Annotated in this window: 22 protein-coding genes; 13 read left to right on the forward strand and 9 right to left on the reverse strand. The window is 51.4% G+C overall.

From position 1 onward, the window contains the following. The first annotated feature begins 19 nt into the window (after nucleotides 1–19). From ACI43T_RS09130 to ACI43T_RS09140, 3 genes are all read left to right on the forward strand, one after another. Nucleotides 20–451: a plastocyanin/azurin family copper-binding protein gene (locus ACI43T_RS09130; RefSeq protein WP_377080434.1), complete on the forward strand. Its 432-nt coding sequence runs from the start codon at nucleotides 20–22 to the stop codon at nucleotides 449–451. A 70-nt stretch (nucleotides 452–521) separates the two neighbouring features. Next, nucleotides 522–1,367: an ATP-grasp domain-containing protein gene (locus ACI43T_RS09135; protein ID WP_405386626.1), complete on the forward strand. Its 846-nt coding sequence runs from the start codon at nucleotides 522–524 to the stop codon at nucleotides 1,365–1,367. 350 nt (nucleotides 1,368–1,717) lie between these two features. Then, on the forward strand, nucleotides 1,718–2,281 hold the full coding sequence (locus ACI43T_RS09140; protein WP_009175161.1) for a porin family protein: 564 nt from the start codon (nucleotides 1,718–1,720) through the stop codon (nucleotides 2,279–2,281). Between the two features lie 90 nt (nucleotides 2,282–2,371). Here ACI43T_RS09140 and ACI43T_RS09145 read toward each other — a convergent pair whose 3' ends face one another. The 4 genes from ACI43T_RS09145 to ACI43T_RS09160 form a co-directional block, all read right to left on the reverse strand. After that, complete coding sequence (locus tag ACI43T_RS09145) at nucleotides 2,372–2,851, reverse strand: CinA family protein (protein WP_009175160.1); 480 nt, start codon at nucleotides 2,849–2,851, stop codon at nucleotides 2,372–2,374. Nucleotides 2,852–3,201: 350 nt separating this feature from the next. Continuing rightward, nucleotides 3,202–4,119: a permease-like cell division protein FtsX gene (gene ftsX, locus ACI43T_RS09150; RefSeq protein WP_314105368.1), complete on the reverse strand. Its 918-nt coding sequence runs from the start codon at nucleotides 4,117–4,119 to the stop codon at nucleotides 3,202–3,204. After that, on the reverse strand, nucleotides 4,116–4,766 hold the full coding sequence (locus tag ACI43T_RS09155) for a cell division ATP-binding protein FtsE (RefSeq protein WP_039851315.1): 651 nt from the start codon (nucleotides 4,764–4,766) through the stop codon (nucleotides 4,116–4,118). Before ACI43T_RS09155 ends, ftsX begins: the two co-directional genes overlap by 4 nt. Before the next feature lie 398 nt (nucleotides 4,767–5,164). Further along, nucleotides 5,165–5,647 carry a TlpA disulfide reductase family protein gene (locus tag ACI43T_RS09160; RefSeq protein ID WP_377080427.1) on the reverse strand — a complete coding sequence of 161 codons (483 nt, stop codon included), beginning with the start codon at nucleotides 5,645–5,647 and terminating at the stop codon, nucleotides 5,165–5,167. Nucleotides 5,648–5,770: 123 nt separating this feature from the next. Here ACI43T_RS09160 and arsC point away from each other — a divergent pair, with 123 nt between their 5' ends. The 7 genes from arsC to ACI43T_RS09195 all read left to right on the forward strand — a co-directional run bounded on the left by arsC (nucleotide 5,771) and on the right by ACI43T_RS09195 (nucleotide 11,522). Continuing rightward, the gene (gene arsC, locus ACI43T_RS09165) at nucleotides 5,771–6,133 is read left to right on the forward strand and encodes an arsenate reductase (glutaredoxin) (protein WP_308024668.1); all 363 of its coding nucleotides are present in this window, start codon (nucleotides 5,771–5,773) and stop codon (nucleotides 6,131–6,133) included. 19 nt (nucleotides 6,134–6,152) lie between these two features. Continuing rightward, on the forward strand, nucleotides 6,153–6,815 hold the full coding sequence (locus ACI43T_RS09170; protein ID WP_009175155.1) for a YdcF family protein: 663 nt from the start codon (nucleotides 6,153–6,155) through the stop codon (nucleotides 6,813–6,815). Nucleotides 6,816–6,949: 134 nt separating this feature from the next. Next, nucleotides 6,950–8,344, forward strand: a complete 1,395-nt coding sequence (gltX, locus tag ACI43T_RS09175; RefSeq protein WP_405386630.1) for a glutamate--tRNA ligase — start codon at nucleotides 6,950–6,952, stop codon at nucleotides 8,342–8,344. A gap of 660 nt (nucleotides 8,345–9,004) precedes the next feature. Beyond that, complete coding sequence (locus tag ACI43T_RS09180) at nucleotides 9,005–9,649, forward strand: hypothetical protein (RefSeq protein WP_293278152.1); 645 nt, start codon at nucleotides 9,005–9,007, stop codon at nucleotides 9,647–9,649. 24 nt (nucleotides 9,650–9,673) lie between these two features. Next, nucleotides 9,674–10,633 carry a hypothetical protein gene (locus tag ACI43T_RS09185; RefSeq protein WP_377080422.1) on the forward strand — a complete coding sequence of 320 codons (960 nt, stop codon included), beginning with the start codon at nucleotides 9,674–9,676 and terminating at the stop codon, nucleotides 10,631–10,633. A gap of 67 nt (nucleotides 10,634–10,700) precedes the next feature. After that, on the forward strand, nucleotides 10,701–11,042 hold the full coding sequence (locus ACI43T_RS09190; protein ID WP_377080419.1) for a hypothetical protein: 342 nt from the start codon (nucleotides 10,701–10,703) through the stop codon (nucleotides 11,040–11,042). Nucleotides 11,043–11,066: 24 nt separating this feature from the next. Continuing rightward, entirely contained in the window at nucleotides 11,067–11,522 is a 456-nt protein-coding gene (locus tag ACI43T_RS09195) for a GNAT family N-acetyltransferase (protein WP_405386633.1), read from the forward strand. Nucleotides 11,523–11,575: 53 nt separating this feature from the next. Here ACI43T_RS09195 and ACI43T_RS09200 read toward each other — a convergent pair whose 3' ends face one another. Further along, nucleotides 11,576–12,064 carry a dihydrofolate reductase gene (locus ACI43T_RS09200; RefSeq protein ID WP_405386635.1) on the reverse strand — a complete coding sequence of 163 codons (489 nt, stop codon included), beginning with the start codon at nucleotides 12,062–12,064 and terminating at the stop codon, nucleotides 11,576–11,578. Nucleotides 12,065–12,286: 222 nt separating this feature from the next. On the opposite strand from ACI43T_RS09200, the gene ACI43T_RS09205 reads away from it, so the two are divergent. Further along, nucleotides 12,287–13,171, forward strand: a complete 885-nt coding sequence (locus tag ACI43T_RS09205) for a DegV family protein (RefSeq protein ID WP_405386637.1) — start codon at nucleotides 12,287–12,289, stop codon at nucleotides 13,169–13,171. A gap of 44 nt (nucleotides 13,172–13,215) precedes the next feature. Here the strand turns inward: ACI43T_RS09205 and rarD are convergent, their stop codons facing one another. The 3 genes from rarD to ggt form a co-directional block, all read right to left on the reverse strand. Continuing rightward, a complete protein-coding gene (gene rarD, locus ACI43T_RS09210; protein ID WP_405386710.1) occupies nucleotides 13,216–14,127 on the reverse strand; it encodes an EamA family transporter RarD in 912 nt (303 codons plus the stop codon). A gap of 258 nt (nucleotides 14,128–14,385) precedes the next feature. Next, a complete protein-coding gene (locus ACI43T_RS09215; protein WP_009175146.1) occupies nucleotides 14,386–14,619 on the reverse strand; it encodes a hypothetical protein in 234 nt (77 codons plus the stop codon). Nucleotides 14,620–14,895: 276 nt separating this feature from the next. After that, complete coding sequence (ggt, locus tag ACI43T_RS09220; RefSeq protein WP_405386640.1) at nucleotides 14,896–16,653, reverse strand: gamma-glutamyltransferase; 1,758 nt, start codon at nucleotides 16,651–16,653, stop codon at nucleotides 14,896–14,898. A 468-nt stretch (nucleotides 16,654–17,121) separates the two neighbouring features. On the opposite strand from ggt, the gene gnd reads away from it, so the two are divergent. Next, a complete protein-coding gene (gene gnd, locus ACI43T_RS09225) occupies nucleotides 17,122–18,570 on the forward strand; it encodes a decarboxylating NADP(+)-dependent phosphogluconate dehydrogenase (protein WP_405386642.1) in 1,449 nt (482 codons plus the stop codon). A gap of 571 nt (nucleotides 18,571–19,141) precedes the next feature. Then, complete coding sequence (locus ACI43T_RS09230) at nucleotides 19,142–19,468, forward strand: FKBP-type peptidyl-prolyl cis-trans isomerase (protein WP_009175141.1); 327 nt, start codon at nucleotides 19,142–19,144, stop codon at nucleotides 19,466–19,468. Between the two features lie 76 nt (nucleotides 19,469–19,544). Here the strand turns inward: ACI43T_RS09230 and lpxC are convergent, their stop codons facing one another. Further along, nucleotides 19,545–20,462, reverse strand: a complete 918-nt coding sequence (gene lpxC, locus ACI43T_RS09235) for a UDP-3-O-acyl-N-acetylglucosamine deacetylase (RefSeq protein WP_377082323.1) — start codon at nucleotides 20,460–20,462, stop codon at nucleotides 19,545–19,547. Nucleotides 20,463–20,833 lie beyond the last annotated feature (371 nt).

Here is a 20,833-nt window from a genome sequence, read left to right on the forward strand (position 1 = left end):
CTTAGAAAGGACTCCCTCCATGAAAAAATCCCTCTTCCTCCTCATGCTGACCGCTTCCCTCGGCGCATACGCCGCCAATCACGAAGTCAAAATGCTCGACAACGGCAAAGACGGTAGCATGGTGTTCGAACCCGGCTACGTCAACGCCAAAGTCGGCGACACCGTAACCTTCAAAGCCGCCAACAAAGGCCACTGGGTGCAAAGCAAAGCCCTGCCCGACGGCGTTGCCGACTTCCTGTCCGAAGACGGCAAAGACTTCACCCTCAAACTCGACAAAGAAGGCGTGTACGTCTATATCTGCCCGCCGCACCGCATGATGAACATGAGCGGCGTGATTCAGGTCGGCAAACCGGTAAACAAAGCCAAAGCACAAGCCGTCGTGGACGAACTGGAAAACCGCGCCATGCAGAGCAAGGGTCGTCTGAAAAAATACATGCAGCAGGTCAAATAAACCGCAAAGGCCGTCTGAAAACGTTTCAGACGGCCTTTTGAGATTCCTGTCCAACCGATACCGCCCGACCATGCTCACCATCACCACCTGCCGCACCTATCCGCAGCCGCCGCAAAACCTGCTGCCGCTGGCGGACATACTTAACCGCCAATCCGTCCCCACCCGCTTCGACATCTGGCAAAACCGTCCGGCCGACCCATTCCTGCTGCCTCTGTGCGCGTGGGACTATGCCGCCGAACCGCAGGCATTCCGCCGCTGGCTGGACGACGCGGAAAAAAGCGGGCAGCGGTTTGTCAATCCGCCGCCGCTGATGCGCTGGAACATGAACAAAAAATACCTGTGCGACCTGGCCGCATGGGGTGCGGACGTGATACCGAGCGTGTTCGCACCGCCCGAAAATCAAGCGGTGCAAAATATTTTGCGCGAACGCGGCTGGCAGGAAGCCGTCATCAAACCCGCCGTCGGACAAAGCGGGCGCGCCGTCGCCAGAATCACCGCCGCTTCGCCGCCGCCCGATTGGCGGGCCTATCCGCAGGGCGTCATCGTCCAGCCATACATCCGCGAAATCGAACAGGCGGGTGAAACCTCGCTGATATTTTTCAACGGCGCATTCAGCCATGCCGTACTCCGCCGGCCGCCGCAGGGCGAATGGCGCGCCAATTCCGCCTACGGCGTCGGAATCCGCCCCGTCGCCCCGTCCGAAACCGTCGTCCGCACCGCCCGCAGCGTGCTGGACTTATTGCCGCAAATGCCCGCTTACGCACGGGTGGACGGCACAATCATCGGCGGCAGGCTGCTGCTGAACGAACTGGAACTCATCGAACCCGCACTCTACCTGCACACGGCGCAAGGCGCGGCGGAACGCTTTGCGGCGGTGCTGGTTTCCTTACTATTTTCTGTTCCGTCTCAAGAATAGGCCAACTCTAAACCACCCTTGATCATAAAAACCACACCCCGCATGTAAACATAGATTTTTAGACGGAACATTCTAAACTCCGTCTTTTTACCGCATTACGTTTTAAAAACAATCGGATTCTTTCCCAAATTCTGCCGCATTATCATTACGCTGAACAAAAACGGGCAGATGCTGCAACAATCACTTTAAACACGTAATTTCAAAAAACCCTTAAATTACAAACGTAAAATCGAAGCAGCGGCGTGTAACCTCTAGGCAAAGGCTGTTGCAGGCCGTCTGAAACGCTTTGATACTGTAATCGTCGGAAAGCGAAAAGCCGCCTTCCTTTCATTCTGACAGGAGTTATGAAAATGAAGAAAACTTTATTGACTGCATTCTTTCTGAGCGCCGCAGCTTCCGCCGTTGCCGCCCCGTTGAATACTGAAGGTACGTTTACCGGTGCCGCTGTCGAAGTGGGCGCAGGTGTGAGCAAAAGCGATGTCAAAAATTCAAGCCTGAAAGAGAAAAACAAAGCCGACGTATCCGTGCGCGGCAACTACAATACCCAGTTTGGCGCAAGCAACTGGATAGGCGGCGCGGAAGTGGCCGTCAAACCGTTGCACCGCACCATAGGCGAAAACTCCATCGGCAAAGCCAAACAGAAAGTTGATGCTTCTGCCTCCTATATTCAGGGCTACCGTCTGACCAATGACGTGATGGCCTACGGTAAAGTCGGCTACCACTACGGCAGATTCGAGGGCGGAGGCCGCAGCCGTACCAATATGAACGGCCTGGGCTACGGAGTGGGTGCGAAATACGCCGTTACTCCGAATGTGGAAGTAGGCGCGGAATGGGAACAGACCCGCTATAAAAAAGACAATTTGAAAATCCACAACAACAGCTATATGGCTACCGTGGGTTACCGCTTTAAATAAACCGTTTTATTGCTGTAAAAGGCCGTCTGAAAAACCTGAAATAGGTTTTTCAGACGGCCTTTTTTTATTTTGTTTCCTGAACTGACAGGTTCAAATGTTTTTTGTCAGATTCTCCGCCAGCCAATCCAGCGCGAACCGTACCGCCTGATTGCGGACGCTTTCGCGGTCGCCTTCGAATAAAGCCGTGCGCTCCAGTGATTCGGTCGGGGTAGCCAAGCCGAACCATACCGTGCCTACCGGTTTGGCCGCACTGCCGCCGCCCGGTCCGGCGATACCGGACACGCTCAGGGCATAATCGGCTCCGGCAACGGCTTTGGCGCCGCGTGCCATTTCGTAGACCGTTTCCCGACTGACCGCGCCGTGTTTCAACAGCGTATCGGGCATCACGCCGAGCCGGTCTTCTTTGGCTTTATTGCTGTATGTTACAAAACTTTGGTGGAACCATTGCGAGCTGCCGGCAATACTCGTCAATGCGCCGGCCAGCAGGCCGCCGGTACAGGATTCGGCACAGGTAACGGTTTGGCGGCGTTCAGTCAGGATGCGGGCGATTTTTTCTAAAGACGGGTTCATACGGATTCTCCCATTCAAAGAATATTTCTGTCAGATGAAAAACAATAATACTGCTATTGCCATGATGATGAATATTAAGGCGTTAAACCTGTTTTTGTTCTTAATCTCGGCAACTTGTACCCATTGAAATTTCAGAGCCGATACGGTTAACAACATCACAGACACACCCAGCAAAACAAACAAATATCTTTCAGACGGCATGAACGAACCCTCCCGAATAATCAAACCTTAATAAGCAATCATGTATCAACCGATATATTCATACGGATTCTGCGGATTTATTAAGGTTCAATTTAAAAGCGTCTCCGTATCAAACAAAACGGCCTGTCTCTCGCAGGCCGTCTGAAATCTTATTTTTTCGCTTTGAAACCGAGCAGGTGCTGTGTGGCGGCCATCCATGCGCCGAACACGCCCAATGCGACGACGATAACCGACACCAGCGCAATCTCGCCCGCCGTGAAAAACCGCCAGCCGATGTTCAGACCGTAGGGTTTGAAAATCTGGTCGACCAGCGGACGGGTCGCGCCGGTAAGCCACGAACACAAACCCAGACTGACCACGGCGGAAAGCAGGCTCTGCCATGCGGCCTGATAAAGGAACGGACGGCGGATAAACGAAGCGGGCGCGCCCAAAAGTTTGGTGATTTCGATTTCTTCTTTGCGGCTTAGGATTTGCAGACGGATGGTGTTGTGCGCCACCAATACGAAGGCCATGCCCAGCGTTACCGCCAGAAACCACAGAATCTTGCGGACAAATTCGTTAATCTGATACAGCGTGCGCACCCATTCGGTGTCCACCGTGGCCGATTCGACCATCGGCAGCCTGACCAAATCGCCGTACAGCGTCTGTATCTGCGCCGGAGTCGCCGCCGCGTCGGGTGTAACGATAAATACGTCGGGCAGCGGATTGCTGTCGAGCATGGATATCAGGTTCTGATCGAGGTTGGCTTGCAGCTCCTCCAGCCCCTGCTGTTTGCCGATAAAGCGGATTTTGGTCAAACGCGCGTCGCGTTGCAGCAGGTTTTGCACCGTGTCGTTGTCCGCCTGCGATGCGCCGGTTTCCATATACACGGTAATCTGCGGCGATTCGTTGAGCTTGCCCAGCACGCTTTGTCCGCTCTGCACGCCCAGATACAGCGCCAGCGGCAGGGTCATCGCCACCGCCAGCATCGCCAGCGTCAGCAGGGTACCGACCGGCTGGCGCAAGAGTTGTCTGAACGCGGTGCGGGCGGATTCCACATGCAGCGAAACATAATGAATCATGCTCATGCCAAACGCCCTCCTTGAAGCCGCAGGATGCGGTGGCCGTAGTCGGCCATCAGCGTTTCGTCGTGTGCGGCGACGATGACGGTAGTGCCCGCCTCGTGGAAGGTTTTGAACAATTCCATAATATCAAGCGCGTAGGCGCGGTCGAGGTTGGCCGAAGGTTCGTCGGCAATCAGGAGGCTGGGCTGGTGGACGACGGCGCGGGCGATGCACAAGCGTTGCTGTTCGCCGCCGGACAAAGTAACCGGATCGTCCAGCTCGCGGCCTTTCAGGCCGACTTTTTCAACGGCGATGCGGGCGCGTTCCTCAGCCTTGCCGGGCTGATAGCCGATAATCCGCAAGGGCAGGATGACGTTTTGCAGCACGTTGCGGTCATACAGGATTTTATGGTCTTGAAACACAATGCCGATATGCTGGCGCATGAAACCGATTTGGTTGTCGTTCAGCGCGCCCAAATCCTGATTGTTGAACCACACTTTGCCCGAAGTCGGCTTGGTAATGCCCGAAATCAGCTTCAATACGGTCGATTTGCCCGAACCGGAATGTCCGGCAACGAAAATCATCTCGCCTTTCTTGATGCGGAAACTGACGTTTTTTAAGGCTTCAAAACCGCCGGGATAGGTTTTGGAAACTTGTTCGAAACGGATCATAAACATTCCTGTAAAGGTTTCAGCTTCAACGAAACTGCTTTTCAGACGGCCTTTTGAAAAATTATCCACAGAAACGGACGGGTTACGCACAGCCGCATTGCCGGACACCCGCCCTGCTCTCCTGAAAATACGCAACCGGTGACAGGCCGTCTGAACAATAAACATATGCCCGAATTATAAAGGCTGGCGGCCGATTGGGATAGTGGCGTCATTTTAAACGGCATAATCCTGCCGTTTATCGGAAGATGCCGCTGTTTCGCGGATTCATGCGGATTTGGGAAGTTATCCCTAAATTATCCACAGGCGGTCGGGGATAAGGCCGGAGGAAGCATTGCGCTTTCCGCTTGAACGAGGCCGTCTGAAAAAACGGTTTTCAGACGGCCTCGATTCCGCCCCGCCTATTTGCATTTGCCCTTGGCCAGATTCACGGCCTCGGTCAGTTTTTTAGCGTTGACTTCGCCGGTAATCGTCTGCTTGTAGCCGCATTTCGGCGCTTCGACGACGGTAAAGGGCAAAACGCCGACGTTGTTGCCAAACGTTTTCATGAAATTACGGCTGTCGGCGCCGGTGTAACGCCAAACCGGATAACTGACGGGGGTTTGTTTCAGAAACTTGCCGATGTTTTCGGTGTTGTCCAGCGCGATGCCCACCATATCGACACTGCCTTTTTTCTGCGCTTTATACCAAGACGACATTTCCGGCATTTCTTTGCGGCAGGGGCCGCACCATGTCGCCCAAAGGTTGATGACGCGCACGGGCGCTTTGAGGGATTCCTGCGTCTGCGGGGTGTCGCTGTTCCAGCTTTGCAGGTCGGCGGCGGACGCGGTTTGCGCACCCAAGGCGGCAGCGGCGGCGATAATGGCGGCGGTCAGTGTTTTCATGGCTTGTCCTTAATGAAAATATCGGATGTAGGGTATTGTAATCTTTTCAGACGGCCAAAGGTACTTTCTTGAGTAAATTGCATATACGGACCATAATAGCCGTTATTCTGCGAAAGGATTGCCATGCCTGCCCCGTTTATTCTCTACCACAACCCCCGATGCAGCAAATCGCGTTCCGCCTTCGACCTGCTGCAAGAACGCGGCATCGAAGCCGAAGTGGTACGCTATTTGGACACACCGCCCAATCTGGCTGCGTTGCAGGACATTTTCCGCAAGCTGGGGCTGGAATCGGCCCGCGGCATGATGCGCGTGAAAGACAGCCTGTATCAGGAGCTGGGGCTGGACAATCCGGATTTGGACGACGACGCCCTGCTGCGGGCCGTAGCGGAACACCCGGCCCTGCTGGAACGCCCGATTCTGGTTACGCCCGACAAAGCCGCCATCGGCCGGCCGCTCGAAAACATCGAAGCCCTGCTTCCCGAATAGATAGAGGCCGTCTGAAACCATGCGTTTTCCCTTGTTCCACAGCCGTAACGGCCTGCGCTTTTACCTGCTGCGCGGTATCGCACTCAGCATCTTGCTGGTGCTGGCCGTGTTTGCGGGGAACGTATGGCAGGTGTACCGCACCGGCAACCAGACCCTGCCCGCCGCCGCTACCGCCGATGCGGCCGTGGTGCTCGGTGCGGCCGCATGGAACAAACAGCCTTCGCCGGTATTTCTGGAACGCATCAACCACGCGATTGCGCTATATCAAAGCCACCGTGTCGGCAAAATCGTCTTTACCGGCGGCACACCGAAAAAAGGCTATATGACCGAAGCCGAAGTCGGCCGCCGCTATGCGCTCAAGCAAGGCATTCCCGCCAAAAACATCCTGTTTGAAAACACATCGCGCAACACCTACGAAAACCTGCGCAACATCAAACCCATCCTGCGCGCCAACAGCGTGGACAGCATCATCATCGTCAGCGACCCCTACCACCTCGCCCGCGCCCAAGCCATCGCCCGCGATTTGGATTTAAACGCCGAAGTCTCCGCTACGCCGACCACCCGCTTCGACGCGCGCGAAAAAAAAGGCAGGTTTTTATTCCAAGAAAGCTATCTGCTGTTTCTCTACCAATTCGAAAGCTGGGGCGACCGGATTTGGGACTGGATAACACGCAACGGCTGACGCCGCTTCCTTGCCCGAAGGCCGTCTGAAACAGGTTTGCCGCCACCCCCGTTTCAGACGGCCTGATTTCTCAACCCGTTCGAAACACAGTACAATATTCTTTTTCATCACTTATTTTTACCGGAAATCCCATCATGACCGTCAAAACCCGTTTCGCCCCCAGCCCCACCGGCTACCTGCACATCGGCGGCGTGCGCACCGCCTTGTTTTCATGGGCGTTTGCCCGCCATCACAAAGGCGAGTTCTTATTGCGTATCGAAGACACCGACTTGGCGCGTTCCACCGCCGAATCCGTCAACATCATCCTCGACGGCATGAAATGGGTCGGTCTCGATTACGACAACGCCGACAACGTCGTGTACCAAACCCGCCGTTTTGACCGCTATAAAGAAGTCATCGCCGAACTCTTGGAAAAAGGCGCCGCCTACTACTGCTATTGCAGTAAAGAAGAGCTGGAAGCCATGCGCGAGAAAGCCGAAAAAGAAGGCACGGCGACTTACGACCGCCGCTGGCGCCCCGAAGCAGGCAAAACCCTGCCCGAAATCCCTGCCGACGTGCAACCCGTCGTCCGCTTCAAAACGCCTTTAGACGGCGTTACGAAATGGACAGACTTGGTCAAAGGCGAAATCTCCATTCCCAACGAAGCGCTCGACGACCTGATTATCGCCCGCGCCGACGGCACGCCTACCTACAACTTCTGCGTCGTGGTGGACGACTACGACATGGGCGTTACCCACGTTATCCGCGGCGACGACCATGTGAACAACACGCCGAAACAAATCAACATCTTAAAAGCCATCGGCGCGAATCTGCCCGAATACGGCCACCTGCCCATGATTCTCAACGAACAAGGCAAAAAAATCTCCAAACGCAGCGGCGATACCGTCGCCATCACCGATTTCGGCGCGATGGGCATCCTGCCCGAAGCCATGCTCAACTATCTGGCGCGTTTGGGTTGGGCGCACGGCGACGACGAGTTCTTCACGATGGAACAATTCATCGAATGGTTTGATTTGAAAAACGTTTCCCCGTCGCCCAGCCGCATGGATTTGAAGAAACTCTACTGGATCAACAGCGAACACATCAAAATCACGCCCAACGAAAAACTCGCCGAACTCGTCAAACCCCGCCTCGCCCTGCGCGACATTTACGACACGGCAAAACCCGCATTGGAAGACGTGTTGGCACTGGTCAAAGACCGCGCCCAAGACCTGAACACGCTCGCCGACGAGTGCCTTTACTTCTACGTCAAACAAACGCCCGCCGAAGCGGACGTGCAGAAACACTGGGACGACGAAGCCGCCGCCCGTATGCTGCGCTTCGCCGAACGCCTCGAAGGGCTGGAAGACTGGAACACCGAAGCCATCCACGACCTGTTCAAACCCTTCTGCGACGAAGAAGGCATCAAAATGGGCAAACTCGGCATGCCCCTGCGCCTCGCCGTCTGCGGCACGGCGAAAACGCCCAGCGTCGATGCCGTGTTGGCATTAATCGGCAAGGAAGAAGTGTTGAAACGGATACGTTCTTAAAGCGTTGAAAAGGTCGTCTCAGAATCCTTTTGGCAGATATAGATATCTATAAATGTTACGATATGCAGAGAGGAACTTTAATAAAATACGGTTTAAGAAACAAAATATGCCAAAGCAACCTTGGTGGTAGCTTGTGTGGTTTAAACATACGGCACAGGGATGTGCAGCCAAATGGGTTAACCAATACTTGCGTATGAAAAATGGTTCACAAGTGAACTTTGATTGTGAAGTATAAGCAAAAACTCTACCCAAAAAAGAAAAGAATAGGAGTTGGAAAATTATGACAAAACATAATATTTCAAACTTTGAAAATGGAAAGAAGATATTCATAGGTAATTTTATTTTGAATCTTTTTTCCTATTTTCTAATCTGTTTTTGGCTTGATGGGTTTGTTGATGAAAATAGCATTGAATTGCCTTCTTTTCGTAGGTGTGGTTGCAATTTCTTTTATCTTTAACTTCTTAATACCTTTATTGCTATTCTTGATTTATCGGGGTATGAAACAAAGCTATTGAACGATATTTTTAATGGATTTTTTCTTACCTTGTTTATTTCAGTATCGGATACTTCCATCGCCGGTATATGCTGAGGCCGTCTGAAATCTTTTAACAAGGATTAGATTTTTGCAATGTTTTTATAGTAGGTAAGAAAGGAATTTTAATGAGATACGGTTTAAGAAATGCGATATATACCAAAGCAACCTTGGCGGCAGTATCCCTAGCTTTAGCGGGTTGTACGGCTCAATCGAACGCACCCAAGCAGATAAACGGGCATACTGTTTATGGCATCCCATTTGAACGACCATTACTTTTAAAGCCCAATATAGGACAGGAATTTTATTTTTACCTTACGGATGAACAACAGCAGGCATATAGCGACTATATGGTGGGCATTACGGCACTGATTCCTGATGATGATAAAAAGCTGATGGAAGAACAAGATACTTGGACTTATACGGATGAAAATAATCAACCCAAAAAAAGCAATCTGCAATTTGATGTGAAAATCGAATACATTGTGAAAGACAAAACCGTACCGGTCATATTAACCAAGACTTTTTGGAAGGATAGCGGAAAAAAGCATACTGGATGGCAAAGGTTATGGTTAACCCCTTACGCTCATTCTCATAGAAAAGGAGGGGGGAATATAATTGCTTTTAGAAAAGATTTAGTCAGGTTTGTACCAAGAAATTTAAAAATTGGGAATGAGGGATTTTACAAGGTATCAATTAGACCGTCTTGGGGAATTCAATATCCTGATGTTGATTTTGAGATCTTTGTAGAAGAATATTATCGCGGTAAGTAACCGTAATTTCTGGAGAATTATTTTATGAGTAAAAGATATACGGCAACGGTTTATGTAGCAGCACCGGGTACTCCTTTAACTAAAGAAGATGGTAGTCCCTTATTATTGCCCGGCAGCAATAAACAAGACTATTCCGTAGTCGGTCATCTGTATTACAAAATAAGCGACGGTACGAGGGATGGTACGAAAGGTTTCGGTTTCGCTCCGAAAAAAGCAGGAAAGCCTTTTGGAGAAGGGGAAATCAAGAAAGACGAGTTTAAAAAATATCAAAACCCGATTTACGAACGGACGCTGGAAATATCGGAGCAGCAATATAAAAAGCTGTTGAATTACGGCAATAATCCTGCACTGGGTGGATTCGATGAAACAAAATACAGGGGTACGCACAACAGTTGCGTCGATTTCCTTTACGGCGGTTTGGCTTACGCCCACGTCTATAATCCCGAACGGTCAAAATTGAACCCGAGAAGCTGGTTCGGAGACAAAAATTACGAAGGGGAGTTCAAAGTCCGTCCGAATATGGACGAATTGGATAAAATCCCCAACCAAAAAGAATTCGAGCGCAGCGAATTAAACACACCTTTGCACGAACGGCGGAAAAATCCCGAACCCGGTTGCGAAAAAGCATTCGGCAAAATGCCGACAGTCAAAGAGCTTTTTCTAGATAAAAAATCATGGGAAGGTATCTCGGATAAAATTGGTTGCAGGCTAGCGGAGAACGAAACAGAGCAAACTGATATAAATATTGCCTCCTCAAACCCCGATAAAGCCCAAAGGCTCAGAGCACTGATCGATGGGTTCAAAAACGACACCGACGGATCGTTTGCAGCGATGGCGCTGGAAGAAAACCGGGATGTAGTAGAAAACTTCAAGGCAAGGCAACAAGAATGGCTTAACCAAAACATGCAACAACAGGTGGCTATACGAGAAATTCAACCGGAAATACGGCAGGAACGCAATTTCGGCGGAATTTCCTTTGGTTAAGAACTTTGATTGAGAACAGTTAAAAAGGCCGTCTGAAAGTTTCAGACGGCCTGATAAGGAAAACCATATGAAAAAAACCCTGATTACCCTGACTGCTCTGTTCGCCGCTTCGGCGGCATCCGCCGATGGCGCGGAAGATGCCCTGTTGAACGCGCAATCTGCCTACCGTACCGCACTGAAGGCGCAAAACGGCAACGACGGCAGGATCATTTCGCTGCAAACGGACCTTGCCGACGCGCAGCGGCGCGCGCAAAAGGCGCAGGCCGACATCGACCGCCTGCAAAAGGAACTGGCATCGGCCATGTCGTTCAAGAACGAACAGGCTTCGACGTTGCAACAGGCGGGACAGCGCCTTGATGCGGCGTGGCAGGCCGTTTACGGGCCGGGCGGTACGAAGGCGGCCCGTTGATTTCCGCCGTTAAACCGATTTGTGATGAAAACCGTCCCCCTGCGCCCCGAACACATCGACCCGCTGGCGCAGGCACTCTATACCGAGTGGTACGACTTCGCGCCGTGGTCTTCCGTGGATAAAATCCGCGCCTATTACGAGACCTGCCTGCAAGGCAGCGGCCTGCCCGTTGCTTTTGCCGCGGTCGACGGCCAAGGCCGCCTGCTCGGTTCGTCCGCGCTCAAACGGCACGACATTGCCACCCTGCCGCAATACGAATACTGGCTCGGCGACGTATTCGTGCTGCCGCCGTACCGCGGCAAAGGCGTGGGAAAACTGCTGGTGGAACACTGCTTGGGCGCTGCCCGCGAAATGCGTCTGCCCGCGCTTTATCTGTACACGCCCGATGTACAGGCCGTATATGAAAAATACGGCTGGCGGGAAATTGAACGGCGCCGGCACAACGGCGAAACAGTATCGGTCATGAAGCTGGATTTATGAAAACAGGCCGTCTGAAAATTTCAGACGGCCTGAACTTTATCTTTTGCCCACCTTTATCTACGCCGGTAATGCACGAACGCATACCGTATCCCCTGCGCGCCGACATGTTGCTCGCGGGCGGTTTCCCGCCACTGTTCGGCGGAAAATTCGGGAAAAAACGCATCGCCGTTCGTTACTTGAACATCCACTTCGGTAATCCGCAAATCGGTTGCGAACGGCAGGGCCTGCGCGTAAATCTGCGCCCCGCCCATCACGATGATTTCTTCCGCTCCGGCACACAATGCAAACGCTTCTTTCAAACCGTATGCAAGTTCCGCTCCGTCCGCCGGATAATCCGGCCGGCGGCTGATAACAATATTCCTTCTGCCCGGCAGCGGCTTCTTCGGCAGCGATTCCCACGTTTTCCGGCCCATAATCACGGGTTTGCCCAAAGTATAGCTTTTGAAAAAGGCGAAATCTTCGGGCAGATGCCACGGCATGGTGTTGCCGATGCCGATGCAGTGGTCGGGGGCGCAGGCGGCGATAAGGGTGATTTTCTGCATAGGTTATCCTTGTGTTTGGGCGGATTATACCGCAAAGCCCGCGTTACGCCGCCGAAACGCGTTTTCAGACGGCCTCATCAGGACAAATCCGGCCAATCGGTTCCTGATAAGGCAAAAACGGCAGATTTGTATTACCTATTATAGACAAACCGACTAATGCCGTTTATCATAAAAATCTACCATTTATTTGATTCATGCATAATTTATAAATAGGGAGATTTTATGCAGGGTTCGTATGCGCTCTACCGTTGCGCGGTATTATCCACCTCGACCAGCTCGCTGTCGGATATTTTAGACCGCGACAGCCCGATTCAGATTCTGCATCTGGGCGTGGAAATGGAAGGTCGGGTGGCGGCCGATGGTTTGGAAGTGGATAACGCGCAGTATTGCGGCTGGCGTAAAAACCATTTGAACGAAAAAGTCAGAACCATACCGCCGACACAGGAAACGCTGTCGCACACATTTCAATATTTAATCGAACAAGGCTACCACGAAGCCATCATCACCACCCTCGGCAGCAGGTTGAGCGACACTGCCGAAGTTATCCGAAAAATAGCGCGGGAATACAAAGAATTAAAGATTTATGTGGTAGACACGGGCATGTGCTGTATGCCGGAAGGCTATTTCGCGTTGGAAGCGTTGCGCCTGCTCAGGGAAGGCAAAAGGCCGCCCGAAATCATAACGTATCTGGAACGGCTCAAACCGCGCTGCAACATTTTCTTCGGCATCCCTTCTACCCGCCCGCTGGTGGTCAACGGCACGGTGGCGCGCATGGGTGCGCGTTTGAGCGACTGGCTGGGTCTGAAAACGGTATTGCGCTTTACCGACAACGAGCTGACGCGCGTCGGTTCGGTATCGGACATCGACGAAATGATGGACGCGGTAATTCTCTCGGTTATGCAGGCCATGCGCGGCAAAGACAGCAGAGATTTCGTCCTGGCCGGACTTTATTCCGGCAGCCCCGAGTTTTACCATCATTTCGCCAACCGTTTCCACAACCAAACCGGTTTGCGCCTGGGCGACGGCGTGCCCGTGTCGCCGGTGGTGGCGGTACATGTCGGTTTCGACTGTATCGGCATCGGCATGGTGGAACGGATTAAAGACTGAATTTCCAATCCGTGAAAAGGCCGTCTGAAACGCGATAATCCGTTTCAGACGGCCTTATTGCGTTTTTTCCCCGTTCGAACCACACCGTATACATAAACCGCCACGCCCAGCCACACCCAAAGATAACCGGCAAAACGCTGCGTGCTGAATGCTTCGCCGAACAGGGTCAGCCCAAGGAAAAACTGTATCGACGGCGAAATGTACTGAATCATGCCCAAATCGCCCAAAGCAATCCGTTTGGCCGCCGCCGCGAACATCAATAAGGGGACGACCGTTACCGCACCCGAACCAATCAGCACCGCCATAGGTACGGCACCAAGTCCGCTAAACACCAAACCGCCCTGCGCCGCCTTGAGACCCAGATAACCCAACGCAAACGGCAGCATCAGCAACGTTTCCAGCGTCATCCCCGACAATGCGTCCAACGGCGCAAGTTTGCGCAGCAGCCCGTACACGCCGAAACTTGCCGCCAACAATAACGACACCCACGGCAGGCGTCCGGCGGGAACGGCCAGCCACAGAATCCCCGTTACCGCCAGCAATACCGCCGCAATCTGAACAAAGCCAAGTTTTTCCTTGAAAAATATACGTCCCAGCAAAACATTCACCAGCGGCGCAATAAAATAGCCCAGACTCGCATCAAGCACATGGTCATGGGTAATCGCCCACAGATAAACCAGCCAGTTTACCGAAATCGCCGCCGCCGAACAGACAAACGCCAGCAGTAGCCTGCGGTCGCGCACGGCCCTCAGCAGCGGTCCCGCCTGCCGCATCAGCAGCAGTACGGCCGAGGAAAACACCGCCGACCAGCAGATACGCTGCGCGAGAATCTGATCCGCCCCCATACCGCTGTGCGTAATCGGGAACCAATAAAGCGGAAACAGCCCCCACAACAGATAACAGGAAAACGCGTAAATCAAACCTTTTCGGTATTCTTCGGACGGCGGGCGGGTCATTTTCGGCAACTTTGCGTGTGATGGGTTTATCAAGCGGGCGGCACGAATTTTCAGACGGCCTCCGCAGGGTTCAGAGCCGCCCATTATACTCCTGCGGAATCAGACGGCCGCAAAATCCGCAAGAGGCCGTCTGAAAAGCCAGAAACATAAAAAACCCGCCCGAAGGCAGGTTTTTTATGTTCTCGATGAAATTTTAAAAAGTGTTTGAAGCCGGATTCAAACCGGAAACAGCATTTTTTGAAATTCCATCATCCGGCATTATTTAACTGCGCTGGCAGCACCCGGAGCAGCGGGAGCAGGAGTGGCAGTACCGGTAGTAGCAGATTGGTCGTTCAGACCTGATTCAGCCGCACCGCTTTGGGTTTTTGCAGATTCTACTTTTTCAACTTTGGCTTTAGATTTGCCTTTGTGCTCGGCTTTTTTAGCAACCGGAGCAGCCATTACAGAAGCGGACAATACGGCCAAAGACAACAATGCTGCAAATTTTTTCATAATCAATATCCTTCTTACTTTAGTAATTAAAACACTTAATGCACCTTTCTCGGTACATGGCTGTAAGAAAGAAAGAAACGAAGAAAGTTCATCTTCATTTCTATAATTAACTGTTTATTACAGTTTATTTTATCTTTATATTTCATGGGCATATAATTTATTCCATAGAAATGTAATTTTACTCGTTCATATATTTGAACGGCATTGGAAAGGCCGTCTGAAACGGGAAGCGTTTTCCCATTTTCAGACGACCTTTTATTTCTTTTTTTCAAAAACTTAATCACCCATCACTTTGCCTTCGCGGCGCGGGTCGGCACCGCCTTGCAAACCGTTTTTACCGATAACGATGCCCTGCACGCCCGAATTCAGGTCGCGCACCTGGACTTTATAACCCAACTGCTCCAAAGCGGGCGCTTTAGCGGCGGCGGCGGTTTTTTCCTCGATTTCATATGTGCTGCCGCGGTTGAGCATGTTCGGCAGCGAAATGGCCGTCTGAATATCCATGCCCCAATCGATATGGGCCACCAGCGTTTTGGCGACGAAACCGATGATGCGGCTGCCGCCGGGCGAACCGACCGCCATATACGGCACGCCGTTTTTCATCACGATGGTCGGCGCCATCGAAGAACGCGGCCGCTTGCCGCCCGCCACGCTGTTTGCCACCGTTTTGCCGTCTTCGCCTGCTGGCTTGAAGGCGAAATCGGTCAACTCGTTATTGAGCAGGTAGCCGTTGGCCATCAACGTCGAACCGAAAGCGTTTTCAATCGAAGTGGTCATCGAAACCACGTTGCCTTCTTTGTCCACAATCACCAGATGACTGGTGGACGGCAGCTCAACCGCCTTGCCCGCCGCCAAAGCCCCGAACCTGCCCGCCTCGACTTTCGGCAACGCCTTATCGGTACCGCGGATTGCTCCGGCGCGCGTTTTCAGATAGGGCTGCCCGATTAGTGTTTCGGTCGGAACATTGACGAAGGCAGGATCGCCGACATAATAATCACGGTCGGCAAACGCCACCCGCGAAGCATCGCCTATCCAACGCCAACTGTGGATATTGTCCGCGCCAAGCGTTTTCATGTTCTGATTTTGCAGAATGCCCAAAATTTCGCCCAAGGCAATCGCACCCGAACTCGGCGCGCCCATGCCGCAGACTTTGTATTCTCGATAAGGCGCACATACGGGCGTACGCTCGATGACGCGGTAGTTTTTAAAATCCGCCAAACTGATTTTCCCCGGATTATCGCGCGCGCCGGTAACGGCCTTCACCATATTCCGCGCCGGCTTGCCGGTATAAAAAGGCGCGCTGCCCTTTTGTGCCAGCAGGCGGACGGAAGCTGCAAACTCGGGATTTTTCAAAACGGTACCCGCCGCCAGCGGTTTGCCCTCCGGCAGGAAATAAGCGGCGGTCTGCGGGTAACGCTGCAAATACTGCCGGTTCTGTTCGATGGATTTCGCCATCCGCGACGATACGGCAAAGCCTTTCTCCGCTAATTCTATCGGTTTGCCGAACAAACTTGCCCACGGCAATTTGCCGTAACGCTTGTGGACATCTTCCAGCAGCTTCGGAATCCCAGGCACGCCGACCGAACGGCCGCCGACCACCGCATTCATAAAGTCCATCGGTTTGCCGTTTTCATCCAAAAAAAGCTCCGGCGTCGCCGCTTTCGGCGCCGTTTCGCGGGCATCAAACGTCGTCAGTTTTTTTGCCTTGTTGTCCCAATACACCAGAAATGCGCCGCCGCCCAAACCGGAAGACTGCGGCTCGGTCAGGCCCAGCGTGGTCTGCATGGCAATCATCGCGTCAATCGCACTGCCGCCGCGTTTCAATATTTCGTAACCCGCTTCAGTCGCCAACGGATTGGCCGAAGCCGCCATAAAGTCTTTGGCATATACCAGTTTCTGTTCGGTCAGGCCCGTGCCCTGCTCCGGCGCATGACCCTCCGCCGCAACGGAAGGCAGCGGCTCTGCGGAATATTGTGTACAGGCCGCTAAAACCAATGCAGCCAATGTACTTTTCAATAAGAAAGAATATTTCATGTTTTCTCCAATTTTCAGACGGCCTTTTAAAATCAGTCGGCACATTTGGTTGACGACTGTAACGAACACTAACCCGTCTTGAAACTATACATGAAAAGATTTTCAGGAGCTAAGGATAAAACGGTCCCTTACTGTGGGAACTGCCTGACTTATACACAGTATTTCGGCTAAAACCAAAATCATCCACATTTTTTAACAATGTCCGGTATGAATTGTCCCAAGCAAAATTTACCAGCTAATAATTTGAAAAATAAGGTTTTTAAAACTTATCCACAAAACAGGGATACACTCAATATCAAAATCTTTTTATATTTTAAATTCTAGTTATATTCAAACCATTACTCTGCCGTAGCCCTCTTTTAAACGTAAACCCATCTTTTCAAAAAATTAAATAGTTAATGATTGTTAAACAAATGTAAATGAAGTAGAGTTACAGCCTACAAACAATCTAGTAACGGAGTAGTCAAGATGAAAGGCGATATTGGCGTAATCGGTTTGGCCGTAATGGGGCAAAATCTGATTTTGAATATGAACGACAACGGATTTAAGGTAGTGGCTTTCAACCGTACAGTCAGCAAAGTAGACGATTTTCTCAACGGCGCAGCCAAAGGCACCAACATTATCGGTGCCTATTCATTGCAAGATTTAGTGGACAAACTGGAAAAACCGCGCAAAATCATGATGATGGTACGCGCAGGTTCTGTCGTGGACGACTTTATCGAGCAACTTGTCCCGCTTTTGGAACAAGGCGACATTATTATTGACGGCGGCAACGCCAACTATCCCGATTCCACCCGCCGCACGCACGAGCTGGCGGCAAAAGGCATCCGCTTTATCGGCGCAGGCGTTTCCGGTGGCGAAGAAGGCGCGCGTCACGGCCCGTCCATCATGCCCGGCGGCGACGAAGCCGCATGGCCTGCCGTCAAACCCATTTTCCAAGCCATTGCCGCCAAAACCCCGCAAGGCGAACCCTGCTGCGACTGGGTCGGCCGCGACGGCGCAGGCCATTTCGTCAAAATGGTGCACAACGGCATCGAATACGGCGATATGCAGTTGATTTGCGAAGCCTACCAATTCATGAAAGACGGCTTGGGTCTGAGCTACGACGAAATGCACCGCATTTTCAGCGAATGGAACCAAACCGAGCTGGATTCCTACCTGATTGAAATCACCGCCGCGATTTTGGGCTACAAAGACGAAAACGGCGAACCTTTGGTCGAAAAAATCCTCGATACCGCCGGACAAAAAGGCACAGGCAAATGGACCGGCATCAACGCCCTCGACTTGGGCATCCCGCTGACGCTGATTTCCGAAGCCGTGTTCGCCCGCTGCGTGTCCGCGTTCAAAGACCAACGCGTTCAAACCGGCGGCTTGTTCGGCAAAACCGTTACCCCCGTCGAAGGCGACAAAGCCGCATGGGTCGAAGCCCTGCGCCAAGCCCTGTTGGCATCCAAAATCATTTCCTACGCACAAGGCTTCATGCTCATCCGCGAGGCCAGCGAAAACAACGATTGGGTATTGAACTACGGCAACACCGCCCTTCTGTGGCGCGAAGGCTGCATTATCCGCAGCGCGTTCTTGGGCAACATCCGCGACGCATACGAAGCCAATCCCGATTTGGTGTTCTTGGGTTCCGACCCCTATTTCAAAGGCGTATTGGAAAACTGCCTGCCCGCATGGCGCAAAGTCGTCGCCAAAGCCATCGAATGCGGCATCCCCATGCCTTGCATGGCTTCCGCGATTACCTTCCTCGACGGCTACACCACCGAACGCCTGCCCGCCAACCTGCTGCAAGCCCAACGCGACTACTTCGGCGCGCACACCTACGAGCGCACCGACAAACCGTGCGGCGAGTTCTTCCATACCAACTGGACAGGCAAAGGCGGCGATACCGCATCGACCACTTACGATATTTGATAAGTTACATTGCAGCAGCCGTCCGAACGTGTTTCGGACGGTTTTTTATTTTATCCACAAATTTTTCGGTAAATATTTCCACAGGATTTTCGTTTTTCTTTGAATGTCGTAACAATATTATCCTTTTGATAAACATATAAATAATAAGGCCGTCTGAAAAATTTTCAGACGGCCTTTCTGATTGTGCACAAAATTATCCACAATATATCCCGCTAATGGGGTGTTATTTAATTAATACTATTTATTTTTATAAAATAATATCTATAAACTAAAACAATATAAATACAATCAACTGTACCCATTCGAGAATAATTACTATTATTTTTGTAATAAATAACCATTCAGACGGCCTGTTTTTAGTTTAAAAGCCATCCGGAAACAGATAGGAAACATATCATGTTGAAAACCATAACTTTTTCCGTTTTACACTTCAGCACCGCTATGAAATGAGGAAAAACGGTAAACGGCAGGAATCGGCCGGACCGCTACGCCAATGCGTGAACTGCGGTTGAAAATATGCTAACCTGACGTCTTCTTTCACCCGATTAGCGGAAAATATCAAGGAAAAACCATGAGTTTGATTATCGAAGACTTACAGGAAGGTTCCGGCAAAGAAGCCGTCAAAGGTAAAGAGATTACCGTCCACTATACCGGTTGGCTGGAAGACGGCACCAAATTCGATTCAAGTTTGGACCGGCGCCAGCCGCTGACCATTACTTTAGGCGTCGGCCAAGTGATTCAGGGCTGGGACGAAGGTTTCGGCGGTATGAAGGAAGGCGGCCGTCGCAAACTGACTATTCCGGCAGAGATGGGATACGGTGCGCGTGGAGCGGGCGGCGTGATTCCGCCGAATGCCACTTTGGTTTTTGAAGTAGAATTGTTGAAGGTATATGATTAAGGTTTGATGCAAGTCTAAAGGCCGTCTGAAACAGATTATTCCGTTTCAGACGGCCTTTTTCCGTTCAAACGATACATCAGGCGACGCTGGGCAGCTCGTGAAAAGCTGAAGGCAGGTCGGCATCGTTTGGAAATTCCACCCATTCGTAACATGATTCGTCAGCCAAAATCGCGCGCAACAGGGCGTTGTTGATGGCATGGCCTGATTTATAGCCTTCGAATGCACCGATAATCGGGTGGCCGACGATGTATAAGTCGCCGATGGCGTCCAAAATCTTATGGCGGACGAACTCGTCGGGATAACGTAGGCCTTCCGGATTCAGAACGTCGGTGTCGTCGATGACGATGGCGTTGCTCAGGTTGCCGCCCAAACCGAGATTGTGGGCGCGCATCAGTTCGACTTCCTGCATAAAACCAAAGGTGCGGGCGCGGGCGATTTCATCGATGTAGGATTTTCCGGCGAAGTCGATTTCAAACGTCGGCGCACTGCGGTTGAACACGGGATGGTCGAATTCAATGGTCAGCGTTACTTTGAAGCCGTCGTAAGGAGTAAAACGCACCCATTTGCCGGTTTCTTTGATTTCTACGGGTTTGAGAATTTTCAAAAACCGTTTCTGCGCCTTTTGGTCGATGATTCCCGCGTCTTGCAAAAGATAAATGAACGGCAGGCTGGAGCCGTCCATAATCGGAATTTCGGGTGCGTTCAATTCGATGAGACAGTTATCCACACCGTAGGCCGACAATGCGGACATGATGTGTTCGATGGTGCCGACGCGGACGCCGTCTTCGGTTACAACGGTGGATGACAGGCGTGTATCGTTAATCAGATACGGACTCAGCCGGATAATTTCGCCTTGTTTGCCACCTAAGTCGGTACGGCGGAAAGCAATGCCGCTGTTTTCTGCCGCAGGATGGAGGGTAAGCGCGACCCGCTCGCCCGAATGCAGGCCGACGCCGGTTACGTTAATGGATTTGGCAAGGGTTCTTTGCAACATATTTTTGCTTCTTTCAATAGTTTATGTGCGGATAATACGATAAATTGGAACCAATCATCTATTATTTTTCATAGAATTTACTTATCGTCAGCCGAATCAAATAATAGGCCGTCTGAACAATTAAGGATTCACATGTAGATAAACTTGGTGTTATCCACAGATTTTTGTCTCAATGCAAAGTTATCCCAAATTGCACTTCACGGAAAATGGGGATTGCACTATACTTTAATGGTAATATATCTTTTTGTTTATATAAAATAATGTTTCGTTATCCACAAATATGGTCCTGATTCATCTAAATCATAATATTTATTTCAAAATTTAAAAATTAAAACCGGCTTATCTTTTTCAGACGGTCTCCTTTTAAAAGT

Origin of the sequence: Neisseria oralis (assembly GCF_045062685.1) — a bacterium.
In the GTDB taxonomy this organism is placed as follows: domain Bacteria; phylum Pseudomonadota; class Gammaproteobacteria; order Burkholderiales; family Neisseriaceae; genus Neisseria; species Neisseria oralis.